Here is an 18,745-nt window from a genome sequence, read left to right on the forward strand (position 1 = left end):
CGACGCGAAGGTGCCCACGCGTCGGGCGGAGGGGCCCGGTCGCCGGGACTAGGGGCGCGGGCGTTCGTCGACGATGCGGCGGGCCTTGCCGATCGAGCGCTCGATCGACCCGGGCTCGCGCACCTGCACCCGGCAGGTCGTGCCGACGTGCGTCTTGATCGCGTGCTGCAGGGTGCGCGCGATCTCGTCGGCGGCGCCCGCGTCGAGGCGTTCGAGCGGCTCGACGAGCACGGTCAGCTCGACCATCCGGCCCGGCTGGGTCAGCACGCACTGGAAGTACGGCGACAGGCGCGGCTCGGCGAGCACGTGCTCCTCGATCTGCGTCGGGAAGACGTTGACGCCGCGGATGATCATCATGTCGTCGGTGCGGCCGGTCACCTTCTCCATCCGGCGCATCGAGGGCACCGCGGTGCCCGGCAGCAGGCGGGTCAGGTCGCGCGTGCGGTAGCGGATGACCGGCATCGCCTCCTTCGACAGCGAGGTGAGGACGAGCTCGCCGACCTCGCCGTCGGGCAGCACCTCCTCGGTGACGGGGTCGATGACCTCGGGGTAGAAGTGGTCCTCCCAGAGGTGCAGGCCGTCCTTCGTCGTCGCGGCCTCCTGGGCGACGCCGGGGCCCATCACCTCCGACAGGCCGTAGATGTCGACGGCGTCCATGCCGGTGCGGCGCTCGATCTCCTGGCGCATCGCCTCGGTCCACGGCTCGGCCCCGAAGATGCCGACCTGCAGGCTCGTCGACGCCGGGTCGATGCCCTCGCGCTCCATCTCGTCGAGCAGGCTGAGGAAGTAGGACGGCGTCACCATGATGACGCGCGGGCCGAAGTCCGAGATGAGCTGCACCTGCCGCTCGGTCATGCCGCCGCTGACCGGCACGACGGTCGCGCCCAGGCGTTCGACGCCGTAGTGCGCTCCCAGCCCGCCGGTGAAGAGGCCGTAGCCGTAGGCGACGTGCACGATGTCGCCCGGGTGCCCACCGGCGAGGCGGATCGAGCGGGCCATGAGGTCGGCCCACGTGTCGATGTCGCGCTTCGTGTAGCCGACGACGGTCGGGCGGCCCGTCGTGCCGGAGCTCGCGTGCACACGCACCACCTGCTCGCGCGGCACCGCGAACATGCCGAACGGGTAGTTGGCCCGCAGGTCCGCCTTCGTCGTGAACGGCATACGCGCGAGGTCACTGAGCGTCTGGAGGTCGTCGGGGTGGGCGCCGGCCGCGGTGAAGGCCTCGCGGTAGTGCGGCACGTGCTCGTATGCCGTCCGCACCGTCCGCCGGAGCCGCTTGAGCTGCGTGGCGCGCAGCTCGTCGACCGACATCGTCGGGATCTCGTGGTCGGGAAGGTCGCTGCGTCGCTGGGGTGGCGCTGACTCCGTCGTCATGCCCGCCATTGTGCCCACCCACCTCTCTCCCACGTCGAGAGGCCAGTTGGTGCGGGTGCGCTCACGTCGAGAGGCCACGCCGTGCGTCACGACGTGGCCTCTCGGGATGGTGCGGTGGCGCTCAGGCCGGGGGTGCGTCCTTGGCGTCCCTGGCGTCCTGCGCGTCCTCGGCGTCCTCGGTGCGCATCCGCTGGAGGAACGACTTCGTGCGCTGGTGCTGGGGGTTGCCGAGCACGTCACGCGGCTTGCCCTGCTCGACGACGACGCCACCGTCCATGAAGACGACGTGGTCGGCGACGTCGCGGGCGAACCCCATCTCGTGCGTGACGACGATCATCGTCATGCCCTGGTCGGCGAGGTCGCGCATGACCCGCAGCACCTCGCCGACGAGCTCGGGGTCGAGCGCCGAGGTGGGCTCGTCGAAGAGCATCAGCTTGGGGTCCATGGCGAGCGCCCGCGCGATGGCGACGCGCTGCTGCTGCCCGCCGGAGAGCTGCGCCGGGTAGGCCGACGGCTTGTCGCCCAGACCGACCTGCTCGAGCAGCTGGACGGCACGCGCGCGCGCCGCCTTCTTGTTGGTCCCCTTGACCTGGATCGGGGCCTCGCAGACGTTCTCGAGGGCCGTCATGTGCGGGAAGAGGTTGAAGCGCTGGAACACCATGCCGATGTCGCGACGCTGGGCCGCCACCTCCTTGTCGGTGAGGTGGTGCAGGTGGCCCTCCTTCTCGCGGAAGCCGACGAGGTCGCCGTCCACCCAGATGCGACCGCCGTCGATGGACTCGAGCTGGTTGATGCAGCGCAGGAACGTCGTCTTGCCCGAGCCGGAGGGGCCGAGCAGGCAGACGACCTGACCGCGACGCACGTCGAGGTCGATGCCCTTGAGCACCTCGTTGCCATGGAAGCTCTTCATGACGTTGACGGCGTGCACGAGCGGGGCCGCCTGTGCTGCAGACGATCCCGTATGCGTCGTCGTGTTGTTCGCGACGTGTTCAGTCATCAGGCGCCTCCCGCCCCGGCCGGGCGCGCGAAGCGCTTGGTGGGTGCCCCGGTGCCGAAGCCACGGCCGAAGCGCCGCTCGAGGAAGTACTGCCCGACCATGAGGACCGAGCCGACGATGAGGTACCACGCGGTGACGGCGACGAACGCCGGCATGATGAGCAGCGTCCGGTTGCCGATGGCGCTCGTCTGGTAGAAGAGCTCGGTGATGACCGGGATCGCCGAGAGCAGCGAGGTGTCCTTGACCATGGCGATCGTCTCGTTGCCGGTCGGCGGCACGATGACGCGCATCGCCTGGGGGAGCACGACCCGGCGCATCGCCTGACCGCGGTTCATGCCGAGCGCGGCAGCCGCCTCGGCCTGGCCCTTGTCGACCGACAGGATGCCGGCGCGGGCGATCTCGGCCATGTAGGCGGCCTCGGACAGCCCGAGGCCGATGATGCCGGCGAGCAGCGTGCTCGAGAACTGGTTGACGTTGAGGGTGAAGAACGTGAAGTCGCTCGACAGCCCCATGAACGAGGCCAGCTGCTGCCCGAAGGGCACGCCGAAGTCGATCCTGTTGTAGAGGAAACCGACTCCGCTGCCGATCATGGCGAGCAGGACGAGGCGGGGGATGCCGCGGAAGAACCACGTGTAGACGAACGAGACGCCCCGCAGGATCGGGTTGTCCGAGAGGCGCAGCACGGCGATGATCACGCCGCCGACGATGCCGATGATCATGGACCCGACGGTGCCGATGATCGTGCCCTTCCACAGGCCTTCGAGCACCGGCGTCTGCTGCATGATCTCGAGCGCCTTGGGGAAGTTCCACCGCTCGTTCGTGACGAACGAGCTGACCATCATGCCGATGAGCACGAGGATCACGGCGAGGGCGACCCACCGGCCGGGGTGCCGCACCGGCCGGGCGTCGATGACGCCCGGCCGTTCTGACGTCGTGTCGGTCATCGCGACGCTCAGGGGTTGACGGCGAAGTTGTCGATGGCGCCGGCCTCGACGGAGTACTTCTTGAGGGCGGCCTCGTAGCTGCCGTCGGCCTTGGCCGCCTTGAGGGCGTCGACGACGAGGTTCGCGAAGTCGGTCTGGTCCTTCGGGATGACGTAGCCGTAGGGCGCCGAGTCGTAGATGTCGCCGAGGGCCTCGAGCGTGCCGGTCTGCTTGACGGCGTAGAGGCCGACCGGGGAGTCGGCGAGCATCGCGACGGTCTTGCCGCTCGCGACGTCGGCGGTCACCTGGTCCTGGCCGGTCTGGATGACCTGGGTGATGGCGGGCTTGCCGGCCTCCGTGCACTTCTTGCTGCGGGCCGCGAGGTCCTCGGCCTGGACGGTGTCCTTCTGGGCGCCGACGCTCTTGCCGCAGACGTCGTCCATGTTGACCTTCTCGGGGTTGCCCTTGGCGACGACCCACTGGGTGCCGGCGCTGTAGTAGCTCACCATGTTGACCTGCTTCTTGCGGTCCGGGTTGATGGTGAAGCTCGAGACGCCGACGTCGTACTTGCCGCTCGTCACACCGAGGATGATGGTGCCGAAGCCGGCCGGGACGTACTCGGTCTTGAGGCCGAGCTTGGCCGCCACGGCGTCGAAGACGGCGACGTCGAAGCCCTCGACCGTCTTGCCGTCGCCGGCGAGCATCTCGTTGGGGGCGTAGGTCGGGTCGGTGCCGACGACGATCTTGCCGGCGGACTTGAGCTTGGCGGGGACCTTCGCGGCGAGGGCCTGGTCGACGCCGCCTCCGGCCGAGCTGCCGGCCGGCGTGCTGCCGCCCGACCCCGGGTTGGTCGACAACGAGTCGGAGCCGCAGGCGGACAGGCTGAGGCCGGTGGCCACGATGCCGGTCACGGCGATGAGGGACAGGCGACGCATGAAGGGTCCTTCCGAACGTGCTTGGGCGGTCTGGCGGGACGGCGCGACGGCGCCCCGGCTGATCCGCCGATACTGCCACCTTTCATCGGCGCCGCGCAGGGCTGCGACCGAACCGTTAGGCACGACACGGCACCCCGGTCTCGACCGGGGTGCCGTGGCCGTTCGTGCCCCTCGTTCAGGGGCGGATCTTCGTGATGGCGCCGGGGCTCTTCACCTCACCCGTCTGCTGGTCGATCTGTCCCATCGAGCCGACGTAGAGGTAGCCGCCCCAGGCCTCCACCGACAGTGGCGAGCTGATCTCGGCCGCGGTCGTGATCCGGCCGTTCTGCAGCTTCGAGACCTTGCCGGCGAACAGCTCGGTGACGTAGATGGCCCCGTGCGAGCCGAGTGCGAGGTCCGTCGCGCCGAGGAAGCCCGTGGCGCGCCGCGTCGACGAGTGGTTCCACGGGTTCACCATGTAGACCGAGCCGCGGGCCCCGAGGCTCGGGTCCTCCGGCCCGCCCGGCAGCGTGGAGACCCAGAGCATGCCGCGCTCGCCGCGCTCGACGTCGGTGGGCACCGGCTCGAACGCGTAGGTGACGCCGGCCACGCACGGCGGCAGGCCCGCGGCCGTGACCATCTCGGTCGTCAGCATGATGGGCTGGGGCGGCAGCACGGCGATCACCGAGATCCTCCCGTGCCGGTCGACCTTGAGGATGTCGTTGCCGCCCGCGTCGGCGACGGCCCACGCGCCATTGCCGAGGGAGGCGACGGCATACGGGTGGGAGTCGATGCCGCCCTTGTACGTCGCCTCACCGCCGGTCAGGCCGCCGAGGACGTCACGTGCGCACTGCGGGTCGCTGCTCTCGTTCTTGACGATCCCGTAGGTGCGCCAGCCGTCGGGGTTGTGGCGCTGCTCGTAGGTGCTGAGGTCGGCGACGACCGGCGCCTTGCCCGCGGTGCGGATGGTCAGCGTCGTCGCGCCGTTCGAGTAGTCGGTCGTCGTGTAGGCGTAGGACTTCCCGTCGGCGCTCGCAGCGAGCCCGGCGACCTCGCCCGGCATCGGGCCGTGCGCCACCACCATGCTCTTGCCGTGGTGGATCCGGTTGACGGTGCTGGCGGCGCCGTCCGTGTACCAGACGTCGCCCTTGGCGAGGGCGATGGCGAAGGGCGCCCCGACCGTGTCGTCCAGCGTCTGCGACCAGGCCTTCGTCGCGGCCGCGGTGGCGGCCCTCGACGTGGACGCCGACGCGCCCACGGCGGTCGTGAGTCCGAGGGCCGCCGTGGCGCAGGCGGCCACGACAGCGGTGGTGGTGCGGAGTCTCCTGCTCATGTGCGTCTTCTCCCTGTTGACGATTCGGGGCTCCCCGACCTCCCTCGCACCCCGGCGGCACCCGTCGGGCGCCTGTTCCGACGGTAGGGACGGCTGTGACGCGCGTCACGTCATTTCTGCACGTCAACCGCGGGATTTACCCCGTCTGTCCGCAAAGACGAAGAAGATTCCTGCGGGCCGGGCCGATGTGGGGTTTCGGAGACGGTCCGGTAGGGTGGGGGTAGCGGCCCGCCCAGTTCTGCCTCGGGCCGCTTCTTCTGGTCCGGCTTCTCACGCCGACCCCGTCGATTCGCTCTTGCGCCGCGACCCCGTCCACAGCCGATCGGGCTCGCGCCGGGCAGAACGACCTCTTCCACGTACTTGGAGTTCGCCTGTGTCCACTGACACGACCTTTGCCGCCCTGGGCGTGCCCGCCCGCCTCGTCGACATCCTCGACGGGCTCGGCATCACGACGCCCACCCCCATCCAGGCCGCCACGCTGCCCGACTCCGTCGCGGGTCGCGACGTGCTCGGCCGCGGACGCACCGGATCGGGCAAGACGTATGCCTTCCTCCTCCCGCTGCTGACCCGCCTGTCGCAGTCCGGTGGTCGCCGACAGGCCCGCCGGCCGCGCGCCCTCATCCTCGCGCCGACGCGTGAGCTCGTCACCCAGATCGACACGGCCATGGCGCCGCTCGCGAAGGCCCTGGGCCTGACGTCTCAGACGATCTTCGGTGGCGTCGGCCAGAACCCGCAGGTCCAGGGCCTGCGCGCGGGTGTCGACGTCATCGTCGCCTGCCCCGGCCGCCTCGAGGACCTCATGCAGCAGGGCCACGTCTTCCTCGACGCCGTCGAGATCACGATCCTCGACGAGGCCGACCACATGGCCGACCTCGGCTTCCTCCCCGGCGTCCGCCGGATCATGGAGAAGACGCCGCGCGACAGCCAGCGCCTGCTCTTCTCGGCCACGCTCGACGGCGCGATCAACGTCCTCGTCAAGCGCTTCCTCACCGATCCCGTGACGCACGAGGCGGATTCGGCTCAGTCGCCGGTCTCGACGATGAGCCACCACGTGCTCCACGTCGACAACGGCTCGCACCTGCCGGTCATCCTCGACCTCACCGCGGCCCCCGGCCGCAAGGTGGTCTTCACGCGCACCAAGCACCGCGCCAAGAAGCTCGCCAAGCAGCTCAACGCCTCCGGCGTGCCGGCCGTCGAGCTGCACGGCAACCTCAGCCAGGGTGCGCGCACGCGCAACATGGACGACTTCCACTCGGGCCGCGCGCAGACCCTCGTCGCCACCGACATCGCCGCCCGCGGCATCCACGTCGACGACGTCGCGCTCGTCATCCACGCCGACCCGCCGGTCGAGCACAAGGCGTACCTGCACCGCTCGGGTCGCACCGCGCGTGCCGGCAACGACGGCACCGTCGTCACGATGATGCTCGACGAGCAGGTCCGCGACGTGCGCGACCTGACCCGCAAGGCCGGCATCAAGCCGACGACCACGCGCGTCCAGCTCGGCCACCCGCTGCTGACCGAGCTCGCCCCCGGCGACCGGTCGTACGCCGGCGGCCTCGTCCGCGAGGAGGCACCCGCGGGTGCCGGCGGCGGTCGTGGCGGCAACGGTGGCGGCAACGGTGGCGGTGGCGCGGCCGGGGGCCGTGGTCGCGGTCGTGGCCGCAGCGGCGGCGCCGCGGGTGCCGGTGCTGCCGGTGGTCGTGGTGCGGGTGCTGGTGCCGGCCGCGCCGGCGGCCGTGGCTCCGGCCGGGGTCGCGCGGGCCAGGGTGCGGGTGGCCAGTCCGCCGGTTCGGCCTCGGGCAGCAGCCAGGGCGGTGCCCGCTCGGGCGGCGCCCGCCGCGGCGGCTCGGCCACGGTCTACTCCACGAGCAGTGGCGGCAGCGCCGCGTCGTTCTCCGCCGGCACGCGTGCCGGCGGCCGCCGCTCCCGCTGACCCCCACCGTCGAGAGGCCACCGTTTGCGCCCCCTCACCCGTCGAGAGGCCAGAGCTTGTGGGTTCCTGCGGGTCGAGGGGTCAAGACTGGCCGGCACGAACATCGGCCTCTCGACGGTGTGAGACCCGCACGCTCTGGCCTCTCGACGGTGTGAGACCCACGAAACGTGGCCTCTCGACGGTGTGAGGAGGGGCTGGGGAGGGTCAGGGTCGCGGATCCGGGAGGGTGCGGCTCCGGCCGCGGAACTCGGCGACGACCTGACCGTCGGCCGCCCGCGTCACCGTGACGTCGGTGATGCCGCTGCGCCCGGAGGTCGATCGCACCCGGCCCTCGGCGACGAGCACGTCGCCGAGCCGTGCCGGCGCGGTGAACGAGACGTCGGCCCCCGCGGCCACCGTGAGGCGCCCCTGCGAGTTGCAGGCCAGCGCGAAGCACGAGTCCGCCAGGGTGAAGACGATGCCGCCGTGGCAGATGCCGTGGCCGTTGACCATGTCGTCGCGCACCGTCATCGTCACGACGGCGTGGTCGCCCTCGATCGTCGTCGCCTCCATGCCGAGGCCGCGCGAGGCTGCGTCGTCGGCCCACATCCGGCGCGCGAAGGCGATCCCGTCGCTCACCCGAGGCTCCCGTCGGTGAGGGCAGGGCTCGGGCGGTAGCGGCCGCCCGGGAAGGCGGCGTCGAGCTCGGTGAGCTGGCGCGCCACGACGTCGAAGCCGATCTCGCGCCCCCACTCGACGGGGCCGCGCGGGTAGCGGGTGCCGAGCCGCATCGCCGTGTCGACGTCCTCGACGCTCGCCTCGCCGCGCGCGACGAGGTCGACGGCCTCGTTGACGAGCATCGCCAGCGTGCGCGCGAGGGGGTCGGTCTCGACCGGGCCGCCGACGAGCCGCGCGGCGAGGTCGAGGTCCGGCTCGGCGCCGACCGCCGCGCCGTCGGCATAGTCGTAGACGCCGGCACCGGACTTGCGCCCGAGCCGGCCGCGGGAGACGAGCTCGCGCTGCAGCTGCGTCGGCGCGTACCGCTCGTCGTGCCCGGTCTGCTCCCAGACGGAGGTGCCGACGGCGAGGTTGACGTCCTGCCCGATGAAGTCGGTCAACTCGAACGGCCCCATCGGGAAGCCGCCGCGCTCGCGCAGGATCCAGTCGACCGTCGCGGGGTCGGCGACACCGCTCTCGACGATGCGCTGCGCCTCGCCGTAGAAGGGCCGCGCCACGCGGTTGACGATGAAGCCCGGCGTCGAGCTGCACCGCACCGGGGTCTTGCCCCAGGCCCTCATGAGCATCGTGGCGTGCTCGACGAAGGCACGTGCCGTCCGCGTGCCGTGCACGACCTCGACCAGCGCCATGACCGGCGGCGGGTTGAAGAAGTGCAGCCCGAGCACCCGCTCGGGCTCGGCGACCTCGTCGGCGATCGCGTCGATGTCGATGCTCGACGTGTTCGTCGCGAGCACCGTCGTCGCGGGCTGGAGGTCGGCGAGGTCGGCGAAGATCCGGCGCTTGAGGTCGAGGTCCTCCGGCACGGCCTCGATGACGAGACCGCACTCGGGCAGCGCGTCGAGCGACCCCGCCGGGGTGATCCGCATGAGCACGGCATCCGCCTCGTCGGCCCCGAGCCGTCCCTTGTCGACGAGCCGGCGCAGGGCCGCGCCGACGCCCTCGACGGCCCGCTCGGCCGCCCCCGGCACGGCGTCGACGAGCGTCACGGCGTGGCCGGCGCGCGCCGCCACCTGCGCGATGCCGGCGCCCATGGCCCCGGCCCCGACGACGCCGACGGAGCCGAACGCCGACGCCGTGCCGGAGCCGGCCTCGGTGCGTTCCGACCGGTCTGGCCGGTCGGTCGGCGTGCGGTCGAGCGGCGTGCGGTCGGGCTCGGTGACGTCCGTGTCCATGCCGGCCATCCTGCCGCCTCGCCCGCCCCGGGCGCGCGGCGGGCGGTCACGGGAGGGCACCCGACGGCATACGGCGGCGTGTGGCGCCGGGGCTAGCATCGACCCGTGACTGCACCGGCAACGACGCCCACCCACCCCCTGCTCGACGCGCACGCGGGAGTCCTCGACGAGATCCGTCAGGCCCTGGCGAGCCGCGGCTGGTTCTCCCGCTACCCCGAGTCGCCCAGCCCGCGCGTCTACGGCGAGAGTGCCGCCGCCGGCGGGCTCGCCGCGCACGAGGCGCACCTCGGCCGCCCGTATGCCGCCCTGTCGGGTCAGCCGACCGACGGCACCGTCGTGGGCAGCGAGGTCTCGCCCTACGGGCCGACGCTCGGGGTCACCTACCCGGCGCTCGACGTCGACGCCGGCCTGGCGGCGGCGCGCGCGGCGATGCCGGCCTGGCGCGACGCGGGCCCGCAGCTGCGGGCCGCCGTCTGCGTCGAGATCGTCGACCGGATCAACCGCCGCAGCTTCGAGCTCGCCAACGCCGTCATGCACACGTCGGGGCAGCCCTTCGTCATGTCGTTCCAGGCGGGCGGCCCGCACGCGCAGGACCGCGCCCTCGAGGCCGTCGCCGCCGGGCTCGTCGAGCAGGAGCGGGTGCCGACGTCCGTCGTGTGGGAGAAGCCGGGCCGGGACCGCGAGGGCAACCCGGCGCCGACGCGCGTGCAGAAGGACTACCGCCTCGTGCCGCGCGGCGTCGCGCTCGTCATCGGCTGCAACACGTTCCCGACCTGGAACGCCTACCCCGGCATCTTCGCCTCGCTCGTCACCGGCAACGCCGTCGTCGTCAAGCCGCACCCGCGGGCCGTGCTCCCGCTCGCGATCTCGGTCGAGGTCGCCCGCGAGGTGCTCGCGGAGGCCGGCTTCGACCCCGCCCTCGTGCAGCTCGCCGCCGAGGCCGACGGGCAGGGCCTGGCCAAGGCCCTCGCCGAGCGTGACGAGGTCGCGATCATCGACTACACGGGTGGCCCGGGCTTCGGCGCGTGGCTCGAGGAGTCGGCGGCCGCGCACGGCAAGCTCGTCTACACCGAGAAGGCCGGCCTCAACTCCGTCGTCGTCGACTCGACCGACGACCTGCGCGGGCTGCTCGGCAACCTCGCCTTCAGCCTGACGCTCTACTCCGGCCAGATGTGCACGGCGCCGCAGAACGTCTACGTGCCCGAGGGCGGCATCGAGACCGACGAGGGCCACCTGAGCTTCGACGAGTTCGGCGACCGGCTCGCCGGGGCCGTCGGCCGGCTCACCGGCGACGACGCCAAGGCGGTCGAGCTGCTCGGTGCCACCGTCAACGACCAGGTGCGCAACAACGCCGAGTCGCTCGCGTCGCTCGCCGCGGGCGCCGACGGCCGGGTCGTGCTGGAGTCGCGCCGGGTGCCCCACCCCACGTGGGCCGACGCCGTCGTGCGCGCGCCGGGCCTCGTGGCGCTCGACGTCGCCCGCGAGGACGTCTACACCGAGGAGTGCTTCGGGCCCGTCGGCTTCCTCATCCGCACGAGCTCGACCGAGCAGTCGCTGGCCCAGCTCGCCGACACGGTGCGCGAGCACGGCGCCATGACCGCCGCCGTCTACTCCTCCGACGAGGCCGTGCTCGACGCCGCCCGCGACGCCGCGGCCGAGGGCGGGGTCGCCCTCTCGGAGAACCTCACCGGCCAGGTCTTCGTCAACCAGACGGCTGCCTTCTCGGACTACCACGGCACCGGCGCGAACCCCGCCGCCAACGCCGCCTACACCGACGCCGCCTTCGTCGCGAACCGCTTCCGCGTCATCACGTCGCGCCGGCACGTCTGAGGGCCGTGGTCCTCGCCCCCGCCTCCGTCGACCGGGCGACCCTGCAGCGCAGGGTCGTCCGGACGCTCGTCGGCTCGCAGGTGCTCAGCGGCGTGGGCCTCGCGAGCGGGATCGCCGTCGGCGCCCTCCTCGCCGAGGACCTCAGCGGCACCGAGGCCCTCGCCGGGGTCGGCACCACCGCCCAGGTGCTCGGCACGGCGCTGCTGACGATCCCGGTCGCCCGGGCGACGGCCGCCCGAGGGCGCCGCGTGGGCCTCCGCTGGGGCCTCGCCGTCGCGTTCGTGGGGGCGGCCCTCGTGCTCACCGCGGCGGTCGTGCGCTCGTTCCCGCTCTTCGTCGTCGGCATGTTCCTCTTCGGTGGCGGCACGACCGCCAACAACCAGACGAGGTATGCCGCCGCCGACCTCGCGGAGCCCGCGCGCCGTGGGCGTGACCTGTCGATCGTCGTCTGGGCCACGACGATCGGCTCCGTCGCCGGCCCCAACCTCGTCGGGCCGGGAAAGGCCGTCGCGCACGCGCTGGGGCTGCCGGAGCTGGCCGGGACGTTCGTCTTCTCCCTCGTCGGGTTCGTGGCGGCGTGGCTCGTCGTCGACCGGCTGCTCCGGCCGGACCCGCTGCTCACGGCCCGGGCCCTCGACGCCGCCCTCCGCGAGGGGAGTCGGCGGGCGGCGGCACCCGACCTCGTCGCCGACCCGGCGTCCGGTGGGGTGGCCGACGCGCCGAACCATGACGGCTCGATGCGTCGCGGCGTCGCCGTCGTGCGCCGCAACCCGCGCGCCCTGCAGGCGATCCTCGTCATGGCGCTCGGGCACCTCGTCATGGTGAGCGTCATGGTGATGACACCGATCCACATGAAGCACGGCCACGCCGAGCTCGAGGTCATCGGCTTCGTCATCTCCGTGCACATCCTCGGGATGTTCGCCCTGTCGCCGCTCGTCGGGGCCGCCGTCGACCGGTGGGGTGCGCCGCCGGTCGCGATGACGGGCGGGGTCGTGCTGACGCTCGCCTCGCTGCTCGCGGCCCGCTCCCACGCCGGCTGGTCGGGCCTGCTCCTCGTCGCCCTCTTCCTGCTCGGCGTCGGCTGGTCGTGCACGCTCGTGTCGGGCTCGACGCTGCTGACTTCGGTCGTCGCGACCGACGAGCGACCGGCCACGCAGGGACTCGCGGACGTGCTCATGGGGCTTGCCGGTGCCGGCGGGGGCGTCGCGGCCGGCGTCGTCGTCGGGTCGCTCGGCTACTCGGCGCTCGCCACGGGCTCGGCGGTCATCGGACTCGTCGTCCTCGTCGTCGGCGCGGCCCGCGACCGCGTCACGCGACCAGGGTGAGGACGAAGCCGATGAGCGGGACGGTGCCCTGTGACAGTGCGGCGCGCAGGTAGCTGCGGCCGGTCGTGACGAGCACCGTCGCCGCGGCGACCATCGACCCGGTGCCGAAGAGCATCAGGGCCTTGCCGACCTCCTGGTGGCCGGTCCACCAGAGCACGACCCCCAGGGCGGCGCCGAGCCCGAGGAAGAGGTTGTAGAAGCCCTGGTTGTACGCCATCGGCCGGGTCACGTCGGCGGCGGCCTGGTCGGCGACGCCGAAGCGCCGCCAGATCTCGGGTCGCGTCCAGGCCAGGCTCTCCATCCAGAAGATGTAGACGTGGAGCAGGGCGGCCAGACCGACGAACACGCTCGCGACGACGCTCATGCTCGGATCGTAGGGCCCGGTCAGCCGGCGGGCACGCACCCGCGGACGGTGGCCTCTCGACGGGCACGCACCCGCAGACGGTGGCCTCTCGACGGGGGGTGGGGCGGGGGTCAGGCGGTGATGCGCAGGGTCGAGGTGCGGTCCGGCTTGACGAGCACCTCGATGCGGTCGGCCACCCGGGACTTGAGCTCGGAGACGTGGCTGACGATGCCGACCGTGCGGCCGCCCTCGCGCAGCCCCTCGAGGGTGTGCATGACGTCGTCGAGCACGTCGGGATCGAGGGTGCCGAAGCCCTCGTCGACGAAGAGCGTGCCGAGGTCGACCCCGCCCGACTCGGCCCGGACCACTTCGGCGAGGGCGAGCGCGAGCGACAGGGAGACGTAGAAGGTCTCGCCGCCGGAGAGCGTGCCCACGTCGCGCACCTGGTTGGTGTGCATGTCGTGCACGCGCACGCCGAGCCCGGACTTCGCGTTGCCCTTCTTCGCGTCGGTGTGCTCGAGCGAGTAGCGACCGCCGGAGAAGCGGCCGAGCTCGGTGTTGGCGGCCGAGAGCACCTCGGTGAAGCGGCGGATGAGGACGTACTTGGCGAGGTCGAGGTTGAGCTGGTTGTCGCCGTTGCCGGCGACGAGCTGACCCACGCGCACGGCGTCGGCGGTCTCGGCGATGACGGCCGCGTTGCGCTCCAGCGCGTCGCGCAGGTCGGACACGCGGCGCTTCGTCCGGGTGACCTGGTCGCGCAGGCTGCCGTGCTCGTTCGTCGCCGCCTCCATCTCCTTCTTCGCGGCCGCGGCGAGCGCCTCGAGCTGCTCGATGTCGTCGAACAGCGCGTCGAGCTGCACGTCGGCCAGCTCGGGGCCGGTCAGGCCCGCCCGCACCTGCGTGCAGGCCCGCTCGAACGCGGCGATCTCCTCGGTGCGCGCCCGGATCCACTCGCTGCCGCGGTCGGCGGCCATCCACTGCTCCACGTCGGCGAAGCCGAACTGCGCGAGGTCGGCGTCCCGGGCCGCGGTGTCCTCGGCGACCGCGGCAGCGGCCGCGTCGCGTCGGCCGAGGGCGTCGATGAGCGCGTCGACGCGGGCAGCCGCCAGCACGAGCGCGTCGCGCCTGGCGGTGACGCTCTCGTGCCCGTCGCGGGCCGCGTCGACGGCCGCGGTCTCCTCGGCGAGGCGGGCCGCGAGGTCGGTGACGGCCTGCTCGGTGCGGGCGAGGTCGGCGCCGAGCAGGCCGGCCTGCGCCGTGAGCGCGTCGACGCGGTCACGCAGCTCGGCGAGACGCCGTGCCCCGCTCTCGGTGTCGGCCTGGGCCTGCACCGAGGCGGCGAGCTCGCGCGCGGCGACCTCGGCGCGGTCACGGGCGGTCTCGACGTCGAGCCCGTCGCTCCGGGCCGCCAGCTCGCGCACCTCCGACCGCAGGGCGCCGAGCGACTCGGCGGCCTGCGTCGCGCGCTGCCGCAGGGCCATGACGCGCGTCTCCTCGGCCTCGATCTGCTCCGGGGTGACCGCGTCGTCGGTCGGGCGCGCAGGGGAGGGGTGCTCCGCCGACCCGCAGACGGGGCAGGGCTCGCCCCCCACGAGGGAGAGGCCGAGCTCACCGGCGATGCCGTCGATGCGGGCCAGGCGCAGGCCGGCGAGCGAGGTCTCGGCCGACGCGACGCTCGAGAGCGCGTCGGTCACGCTCGCCTCCACGACCGGCACCCTGGCCGCCGCGGTCTCGTGGGCGAGCGCCGCGTCGAGGCGGGCCCGGGCGCGCTCGCCCTCCTCGGCCCGGCCCCCGCGGAGCGCAGCCACCCGGCGTGACTCGGTGAGGGCCTCGTCGTGGGCGGCGATCGTCGCGGGGAGCGCCTCCAGCTCGGCCGTCACGGCGGCGGCCGAGCGCACCACGTCGTCGCGGTGCGCGCGCAGGCGGACGAGCTCGGCCCCGCGGGCCCCGAGGCCGGCCTCGAGCGCGAGGGCACCGGCCAGCGAGCCGACGACCTCGCGCGCCTGGGCCGCGGACTCGCGCAGGGCGGCCGGCCCGCGGTCGCGCAACCCGGCCTCGACGAGGTCGCGCGCGCGTCGCAGCTCGCGCTCGGCCGCGCGCAGGTGACCCTCGGACTGCGCGAGCGTGCGCACGGCGCCGGCCACGGGCTGCGCCTGCTTGGCCCGGTCGACCTCAGCGGCGAGCTCGGCGAAGCGCACCGCCTGCTTGCCGAGGTCGTGCTCCTGCTGCTGCAGCTGGAGGAGGCGCTCGCGCCGCTGCATGCGCAGCCGGGCGTCGCTGACCATGTCGGCCATCTGCTTGTGCGTCTCGATGGCCTCCCGACTGGCCTTGCCGGCGTGCCGCTCACGTGTCGTCAGCTCGTCGACCACCTGCGCGAGCTCGCCCGTCAGCGTCTCGGGGGCCGTGCGGCTCAGGGCCTCGAGCACGTCGCGGCGCTCGGCCTCGAGGCCGGCCGACACCGCGAGGGCGTGCACGGCGAGGCGGATCTCGTCGACGGCGGACTGGCGGCGCGCCGAGGCCGCGCGGCCCACCTCGACGATCTCGTCCTGCACGCGCCGGAAGAAGGCGGTGCCGAAGACCTTCTCGAGCAGCTTGCCCTTGTCCTCCGACTTCGCCCGGAGGAAGGTCGCGAACTCGCCCTGCGGGAGGATGACGGTCTGCACGAACTGGTCGCGGGTGAGCCCGACCGCGCGGGTGATCTCGTCGTCGCAGTCGCCGATGTTCGTCGACAGCAGCTCCCCGCCGACGAGGTCGTCCGGGGTCTGCAGCCGCCAGAGCTTGATCGTCGGCTGCTGCACCGTGGTGCCGGCGCCCCGCGACTTCGGGCGCTCGAAACGGGGCGTGCGCTGCACCCGGTAGAGGCCCGACTGCGTCTCGAAGACGAGCACGACGACCGGCACCGTGCGCGGGTCGGCGTGGTGGGAGTGGATGCGCTCGACGTCGGCCGAGGCCTGCGCGACCTTGCCGTAGAGGCCGAAGGTGATGGCGTCGATGATCGTCGACTTGCCGGCACCGGTCGGGCCCTCGAGCAGGAAGAGGCCGGCGCGCCCGACGGTCGCGAAGTCGATGACCTCGGTGCCGGCATACGGCCCGATGGCCGTCATCGAGAGGTGGTGCAGCTGCATCTCAGCTCGCCTCCTGCGCCTCGGCCCGGTGCTGGGCGGACACGGCCGCCTCGTAGCCGGCCTCGAAGACGTCGACCTCGCCGCCGCTCGCCTCGGTCTTCGTCACGTAGGCGATGAAGTCGGAGCCGAGCTCGCGGGGGTCGCGCTCGCTGACCACGGTGGTGCCGCCGCGCCCGCGGTCGATGGCGCCCTCCGGCTCGTGGAAGACCTGCAGGGCGTGCGGGAAGCGGGACCGGAGGCGGTCCATGAGCGAGTCGGGGCGCACCCGGTCGGTGACGGTCACCCGCACCCACGCCTCCTCCGCGGCCGCGTGCTCCGGCGACTCGAGCAGCTCGTCGAGGCGCCCGCGCAGGGTGGCCATGGCCCGGGGCTGCACGACCTCGACGGGGGTGACGCGGGCCGGCCCCGACGCGTCGAGGTCGACGAGGAGCACCACCTTCCGGTGCTCCTGCTCCGAGAAGGAGTAGCGCAGCGGGGAGCCGGAGTAGCGCACGACCGACCCCTCGGCCGACTCGGGCGCCTGCGGCCCGTGCAGGTGGCCGAGGGCGGCGTAGTCGATGCCGCGGAACACGGTGCCGGCGACGCGGTCGACCCCGCCGACCATGATGGAGCGCTCCGAGTCGCTGGGCTCGGCTCCGGCGACGAAGGCGTGCGCGAGCACGACCGAGCGCACGCCCGGCCGCCCGGAGAGGTCGGCGCGGATGCGGTCGCACGCCGCCCCGACGACGGCCTGGTGCGACCGCGGCAGCGGCTCGCCGCCACCGGACAGCGCCACGCGCGCGTGGTCCGGGTCGAGGTAGGGGATGCCGTAGACCGCGGCCCGCACGCCGTCGCTGCCCTCGAGCAGGAGCGGCAGGTCGAGCCGGCCGAGGTCGGTGACCATGCGGATGCGGTCGCGGAAGAGGGCCGAGCCGTAGCCCAGCCGGATGGCCGAGTCGTGGTTGCCCGACGTCACGACGACGGTCGTCACCGCCGCGAGCCGCGAGAGCGTCCACTCGAAGAGCTGGACCGACTCGACGGGCGGCACACCGCGGTCGTAGACGTCGCCCGCGACGAGGACGGCGTCGACAGGCACGCCGTCGGGCGGGTCCTCGACGAGCTCGCAGATGCGCTCGAGCACGGCCGTCTGCGCCTCGTGCAGGTTCACGCCGTGGAGCGTGCGCCCGAGGTGCCAGTCGGAGGTGTGGAGCAACCGCATGACTCGACGGTAGGCGCACCCGCCGACAGCCTCACCACCGACACCCCGGCCGGCGCGCGATCGTCCCGGCGCGCCGGAGCAGGGAGGTCAGTCGGACCTGACGAAGCTGAGGATCATCGAGACGAACGTGACGATGAGCGCCCCGAAGATGGCGTCCCAGAAGAAGCGGTCGACGTGGAAGGCGAGGTCGAGCTTGCCGGCGAGCCAGGAGGTCAGCTCGAGCATCAGCGCGTTGACGACGAAGACGAAGAGGCCGAGCGTCAGGATGATGAACGGCATCGACAGGAGCTTGGCGATCGGCCGGATGAACGCGTTGACGATCCCGAAGATCAGCGCGACGAGGACGACGGTCCAGAAGATGTTGCCCGTGCGGCCCTCCCCGAACGTGATGCCGGGGATCGCCCAGGCTGCCACCCACAGGGCGACGGCGTTGATGACCGTCTGCAGCGCGAAGTTGAGGAGCATGCGCTCAGTGTTCCACGGCCTCGGGCACCCCGTCGGGAAGGCCGGGATGCTCGTCGCCGGGGATCCGCGGCTGGAACATCGCGTTGAGGCGCAGCAGGTCGGGCTCGACCATCTTGAGCGAGCCGACCGCCTCGGCCACCGGCACGCGCTCGATGCGCCCGCGCTGCAGCGCGACCATCTGGCCCCACGCCCCGTCGAGGGCGGCCTCGACGGCGGAGACGCCGAAGCGGGTGCCGAGTACGCGGTCGAACGCGACGGGTGACCCGCCCCGCTGGATGTGGCCGAGCGCCGTCATGCGGCTCTCGATGCCGGTGCGGCCCTGGATCTCGCGGGCGAGGATCGAGCCGATGCCGCCGAGGATCTGGTGGCCGTACTTGTCCACCTCGGGAGCGGGGATCTCGATGGTGCCGGCCTTGGGCAGCGCGCCCTCGGCGACGACGACGATGGTCGCGAAGCGACCCTTCTTGTGCCGGTGGACGATCCGCTCGCACACCTCGTCGACGTCGAACGGCTCCTCGGGCACGAGCGTGATCGCCGCACCGCCGGCGAGGCCCGACCAGATGGCGATGTGCCCGACGTGCCGGCCCATCACCTCGACGACGAGCACGCGGTGGTGCGACTCGGCGGTCGTGTGCAGGCGGTCGATCGCGTCGGTGCAGATCTGCACGGCGGTCTGGAAGCCGAACGTCATCTCGGTGAGGGAGATGTCGTTGTCGATGGTCTTCGGCACGCCGATGACGGGGAAGCCGTTCTCGTGCAGGCGGTTGACGACTCCCATCGAGCCCTCGCCGCCGATGCCGATGATGGCGTCGAGGCCGTGCCGGTCGTAGGCCTTGCGCACCCGCTTCAGACCGTCCTCGTGCGCGAAGGGCTGGTCGCGGCTCGTCCCGAGGATCGTGCCGCCGAGGGGCAGGATGCCGCGGCAGCGGTCGACGTCGAGGATCTCGTAGTCGTTGTCCATGACGCCGCGCCACGCGTTGCGGAAGCCGATGACGGTGCTGTCGTACGTCACCTCGGCGGCGCGGGTGGCGCCGCGGATGACGGCGTTGAGGCCGGGACAGTCTCCGCCCCCGGTGAGGATGCCGATGCGCATGGT

15 protein-coding genes are annotated in these 18,745 nt (G+C 72.8%); 3 read left to right on the forward strand and 12 right to left on the reverse strand.

Going from position 1 to position 18,745, the window contains the following annotated elements:
* Positions 1-48: 48 nt before the first annotated feature.
* The 5 genes from paaK to ABD979_RS13180 form a co-directional block, all read right to left on the reverse strand.
* Positions 49-1,374 carry a phenylacetate--CoA ligase PaaK gene (paaK, locus tag ABD979_RS13160; protein WP_345507943.1) on the reverse strand — a complete coding sequence of 442 codons (1,326 nt, stop codon included), beginning with the start codon at positions 1,372-1,374 and terminating at the stop codon, positions 49-51.
* 121 nt (positions 1,375-1,495) lie between these two features.
* On the reverse strand, positions 1,496-2,284 hold the full coding sequence (locus ABD979_RS13165) for an amino acid ABC transporter ATP-binding protein (protein WP_345508078.1): 789 nt from the start codon (positions 2,282-2,284) through the stop codon (positions 1,496-1,498).
* A gap of 86 nt (positions 2,285-2,370) precedes the next feature.
* Positions 2,371-3,315 (reverse strand): amino acid ABC transporter permease, encoded by a 945-nt coding sequence (locus tag ABD979_RS13170; protein WP_345507944.1) that lies wholly within the window; start codon positions 3,313-3,315, stop codon positions 2,371-2,373.
* Between the two features lie 8 nt (positions 3,316-3,323).
* Positions 3,324-4,229, reverse strand: coding sequence for an ABC transporter substrate-binding protein (locus ABD979_RS13175; RefSeq protein ID WP_345507946.1), 906 nt, complete (start codon positions 4,227-4,229; stop codon positions 3,324-3,326).
* 175 nt (positions 4,230-4,404) lie between these two features.
* A complete protein-coding gene (locus ABD979_RS13180; RefSeq protein ID WP_345507947.1) occupies positions 4,405-5,541 on the reverse strand; it encodes a ScyD/ScyE family protein in 1,137 nt (378 codons plus the stop codon).
* A 373-nt stretch (positions 5,542-5,914) separates the two neighbouring features.
* On the opposite strand from ABD979_RS13180, the gene ABD979_RS13185 reads away from it, so the two are divergent.
* Positions 5,915-7,474: a DEAD/DEAH box helicase gene (locus ABD979_RS13185; RefSeq protein WP_345507948.1), complete on the forward strand. Its 1,560-nt coding sequence runs from the start codon at positions 5,915-5,917 to the stop codon at positions 7,472-7,474.
* 204 nt (positions 7,475-7,678) lie between these two features.
* Here ABD979_RS13185 and paaI read toward each other — a convergent pair whose 3' ends face one another.
* Together paaI and ABD979_RS13195 are read right to left on the reverse strand one after the other, a co-directional pair.
* Entirely contained in the window at positions 7,679-8,092 is a 414-nt protein-coding gene (gene paaI, locus ABD979_RS13190; RefSeq protein WP_345507949.1) for a hydroxyphenylacetyl-CoA thioesterase PaaI, read from the reverse strand.
* A complete protein-coding gene (locus tag ABD979_RS13195; RefSeq protein WP_345507950.1) occupies positions 8,089-9,363 on the reverse strand; it encodes a 3-hydroxyacyl-CoA dehydrogenase NAD-binding domain-containing protein in 1,275 nt (424 codons plus the stop codon). Before ABD979_RS13195 ends, paaI begins: the two co-directional genes overlap by 4 nt.
* A 105-nt stretch (positions 9,364-9,468) precedes the next feature.
* On the opposite strand from ABD979_RS13195, the gene paaN reads away from it, so the two are divergent.
* Positions 9,469-11,193, forward strand: a complete 1,725-nt coding sequence (gene paaN / locus ABD979_RS13200; RefSeq protein WP_345507951.1) for a phenylacetic acid degradation protein PaaN — start codon at positions 9,469-9,471, stop codon at positions 11,191-11,193.
* A 5-nt stretch (positions 11,194-11,198) separates the two neighbouring features.
* Positions 11,199-12,518 (forward strand): MFS transporter, encoded by a 1,320-nt coding sequence (locus ABD979_RS13205; RefSeq protein ID WP_345507952.1) that lies wholly within the window; start codon positions 11,199-11,201, stop codon positions 12,516-12,518.
* Here the strand turns inward: ABD979_RS13205 and ABD979_RS13210 are convergent.
* The 5 genes from ABD979_RS13210 to ABD979_RS13230 form a co-directional block, all read right to left on the reverse strand.
* Positions 12,502-12,882, reverse strand: a complete 381-nt coding sequence (locus ABD979_RS13210; RefSeq protein WP_345507953.1) for a DUF1304 domain-containing protein — start codon at positions 12,880-12,882, stop codon at positions 12,502-12,504. The genes ABD979_RS13205 and ABD979_RS13210 overlap by 17 nt on opposite strands.
* Before the next feature lie 110 nt (positions 12,883-12,992).
* Complete coding sequence (locus ABD979_RS13215; protein ID WP_345507954.1) at positions 12,993-15,986, reverse strand: AAA family ATPase; 2,994 nt, start codon at positions 15,984-15,986, stop codon at positions 12,993-12,995.
* Position 15,987: 1 nt separating this feature from the next.
* Positions 15,988-17,184, reverse strand: coding sequence for an exonuclease SbcCD subunit D (locus tag ABD979_RS13220; RefSeq protein WP_345507955.1), 1,197 nt, complete (start codon positions 17,182-17,184; stop codon positions 15,988-15,990).
* Positions 17,185-17,271: 87 nt separating this feature from the next.
* Complete coding sequence (locus ABD979_RS13225; RefSeq protein WP_345507956.1) at positions 17,272-17,649, reverse strand: phage holin family protein; 378 nt, start codon at positions 17,647-17,649, stop codon at positions 17,272-17,274.
* Between the two features lie 4 nt (positions 17,650-17,653).
* A complete protein-coding gene (locus ABD979_RS13230; protein ID WP_345507957.1) occupies positions 17,654-18,742 on the reverse strand; it encodes a 6-phosphofructokinase in 1,089 nt (362 codons plus the stop codon).
* Between the last annotated feature and the right edge of the window lie 3 nt (positions 18,743-18,745).

The sequence above is a fragment of the Terrabacter aeriphilus genome, assembly GCF_039542985.1.
GTDB classification, from domain to species: domain Bacteria; phylum Actinomycetota; class Actinomycetes; order Actinomycetales; family Dermatophilaceae; genus Terrabacter; species Terrabacter aeriphilus.

Coding starts and splice junctions, on each gene's coding strand:
- paaK (WP_345507943.1), bottom strand. CDS start 1,374: ATGACGACGGAGTCAGCGCCACCCCAGCGACGCAGCGACCTTCCCGAC.
- ABD979_RS13165 (WP_345508078.1), bottom strand. CDS start 2,284: ATGAAGAGCTTCCATGGCAACGAGGTGCTCAAGGGCATCGACCTCGAC.
- ABD979_RS13170 (WP_345507944.1), bottom strand. CDS start 3,315: ATGACCGACACGACGTCAGAACGGCCGGGCGTCATCGACGCCCGGCCG.
- ABD979_RS13175 (WP_345507946.1), bottom strand. CDS start 4,229: ATGCGTCGCCTGTCCCTCATCGCCGTGACCGGCATCGTGGCCACCGGC.
- ABD979_RS13180 (WP_345507947.1), bottom strand. CDS start 5,541: ATGAGCAGGAGACTCCGCACCACCACCGCTGTCGTGGCCGCCTGCGCC.
- ABD979_RS13195 (WP_345507950.1), bottom strand. CDS start 9,363: ATGGACACGGACGTCACCGAGCCCGACCGCACGCCGCTCGACCGCACG.
- ABD979_RS13210 (WP_345507953.1), bottom strand. CDS start 12,882: ATGAGCGTCGTCGCGAGCGTGTTCGTCGGTCTGGCCGCCCTGCTCCAC.
- ABD979_RS13215 (WP_345507954.1), bottom strand. CDS start 15,986: ATGCAGCTGCACCACCTCTCGATGACGGCCATCGGGCCGTATGCCGGC.
- ABD979_RS13220 (WP_345507955.1), bottom strand. CDS start 17,184: ATGCGGTTGCTCCACACCTCCGACTGGCACCTCGGGCGCACGCTCCAC.
- ABD979_RS13225 (WP_345507956.1), bottom strand. CDS start 17,649: ATGCTCCTCAACTTCGCGCTGCAGACGGTCATCAACGCCGTCGCCCTG.
- ABD979_RS13230 (WP_345507957.1), bottom strand. CDS start 18,742: ATGCGCATCGGCATCCTCACCGGGGGCGGAGACTGTCCCGGCCTCAAC.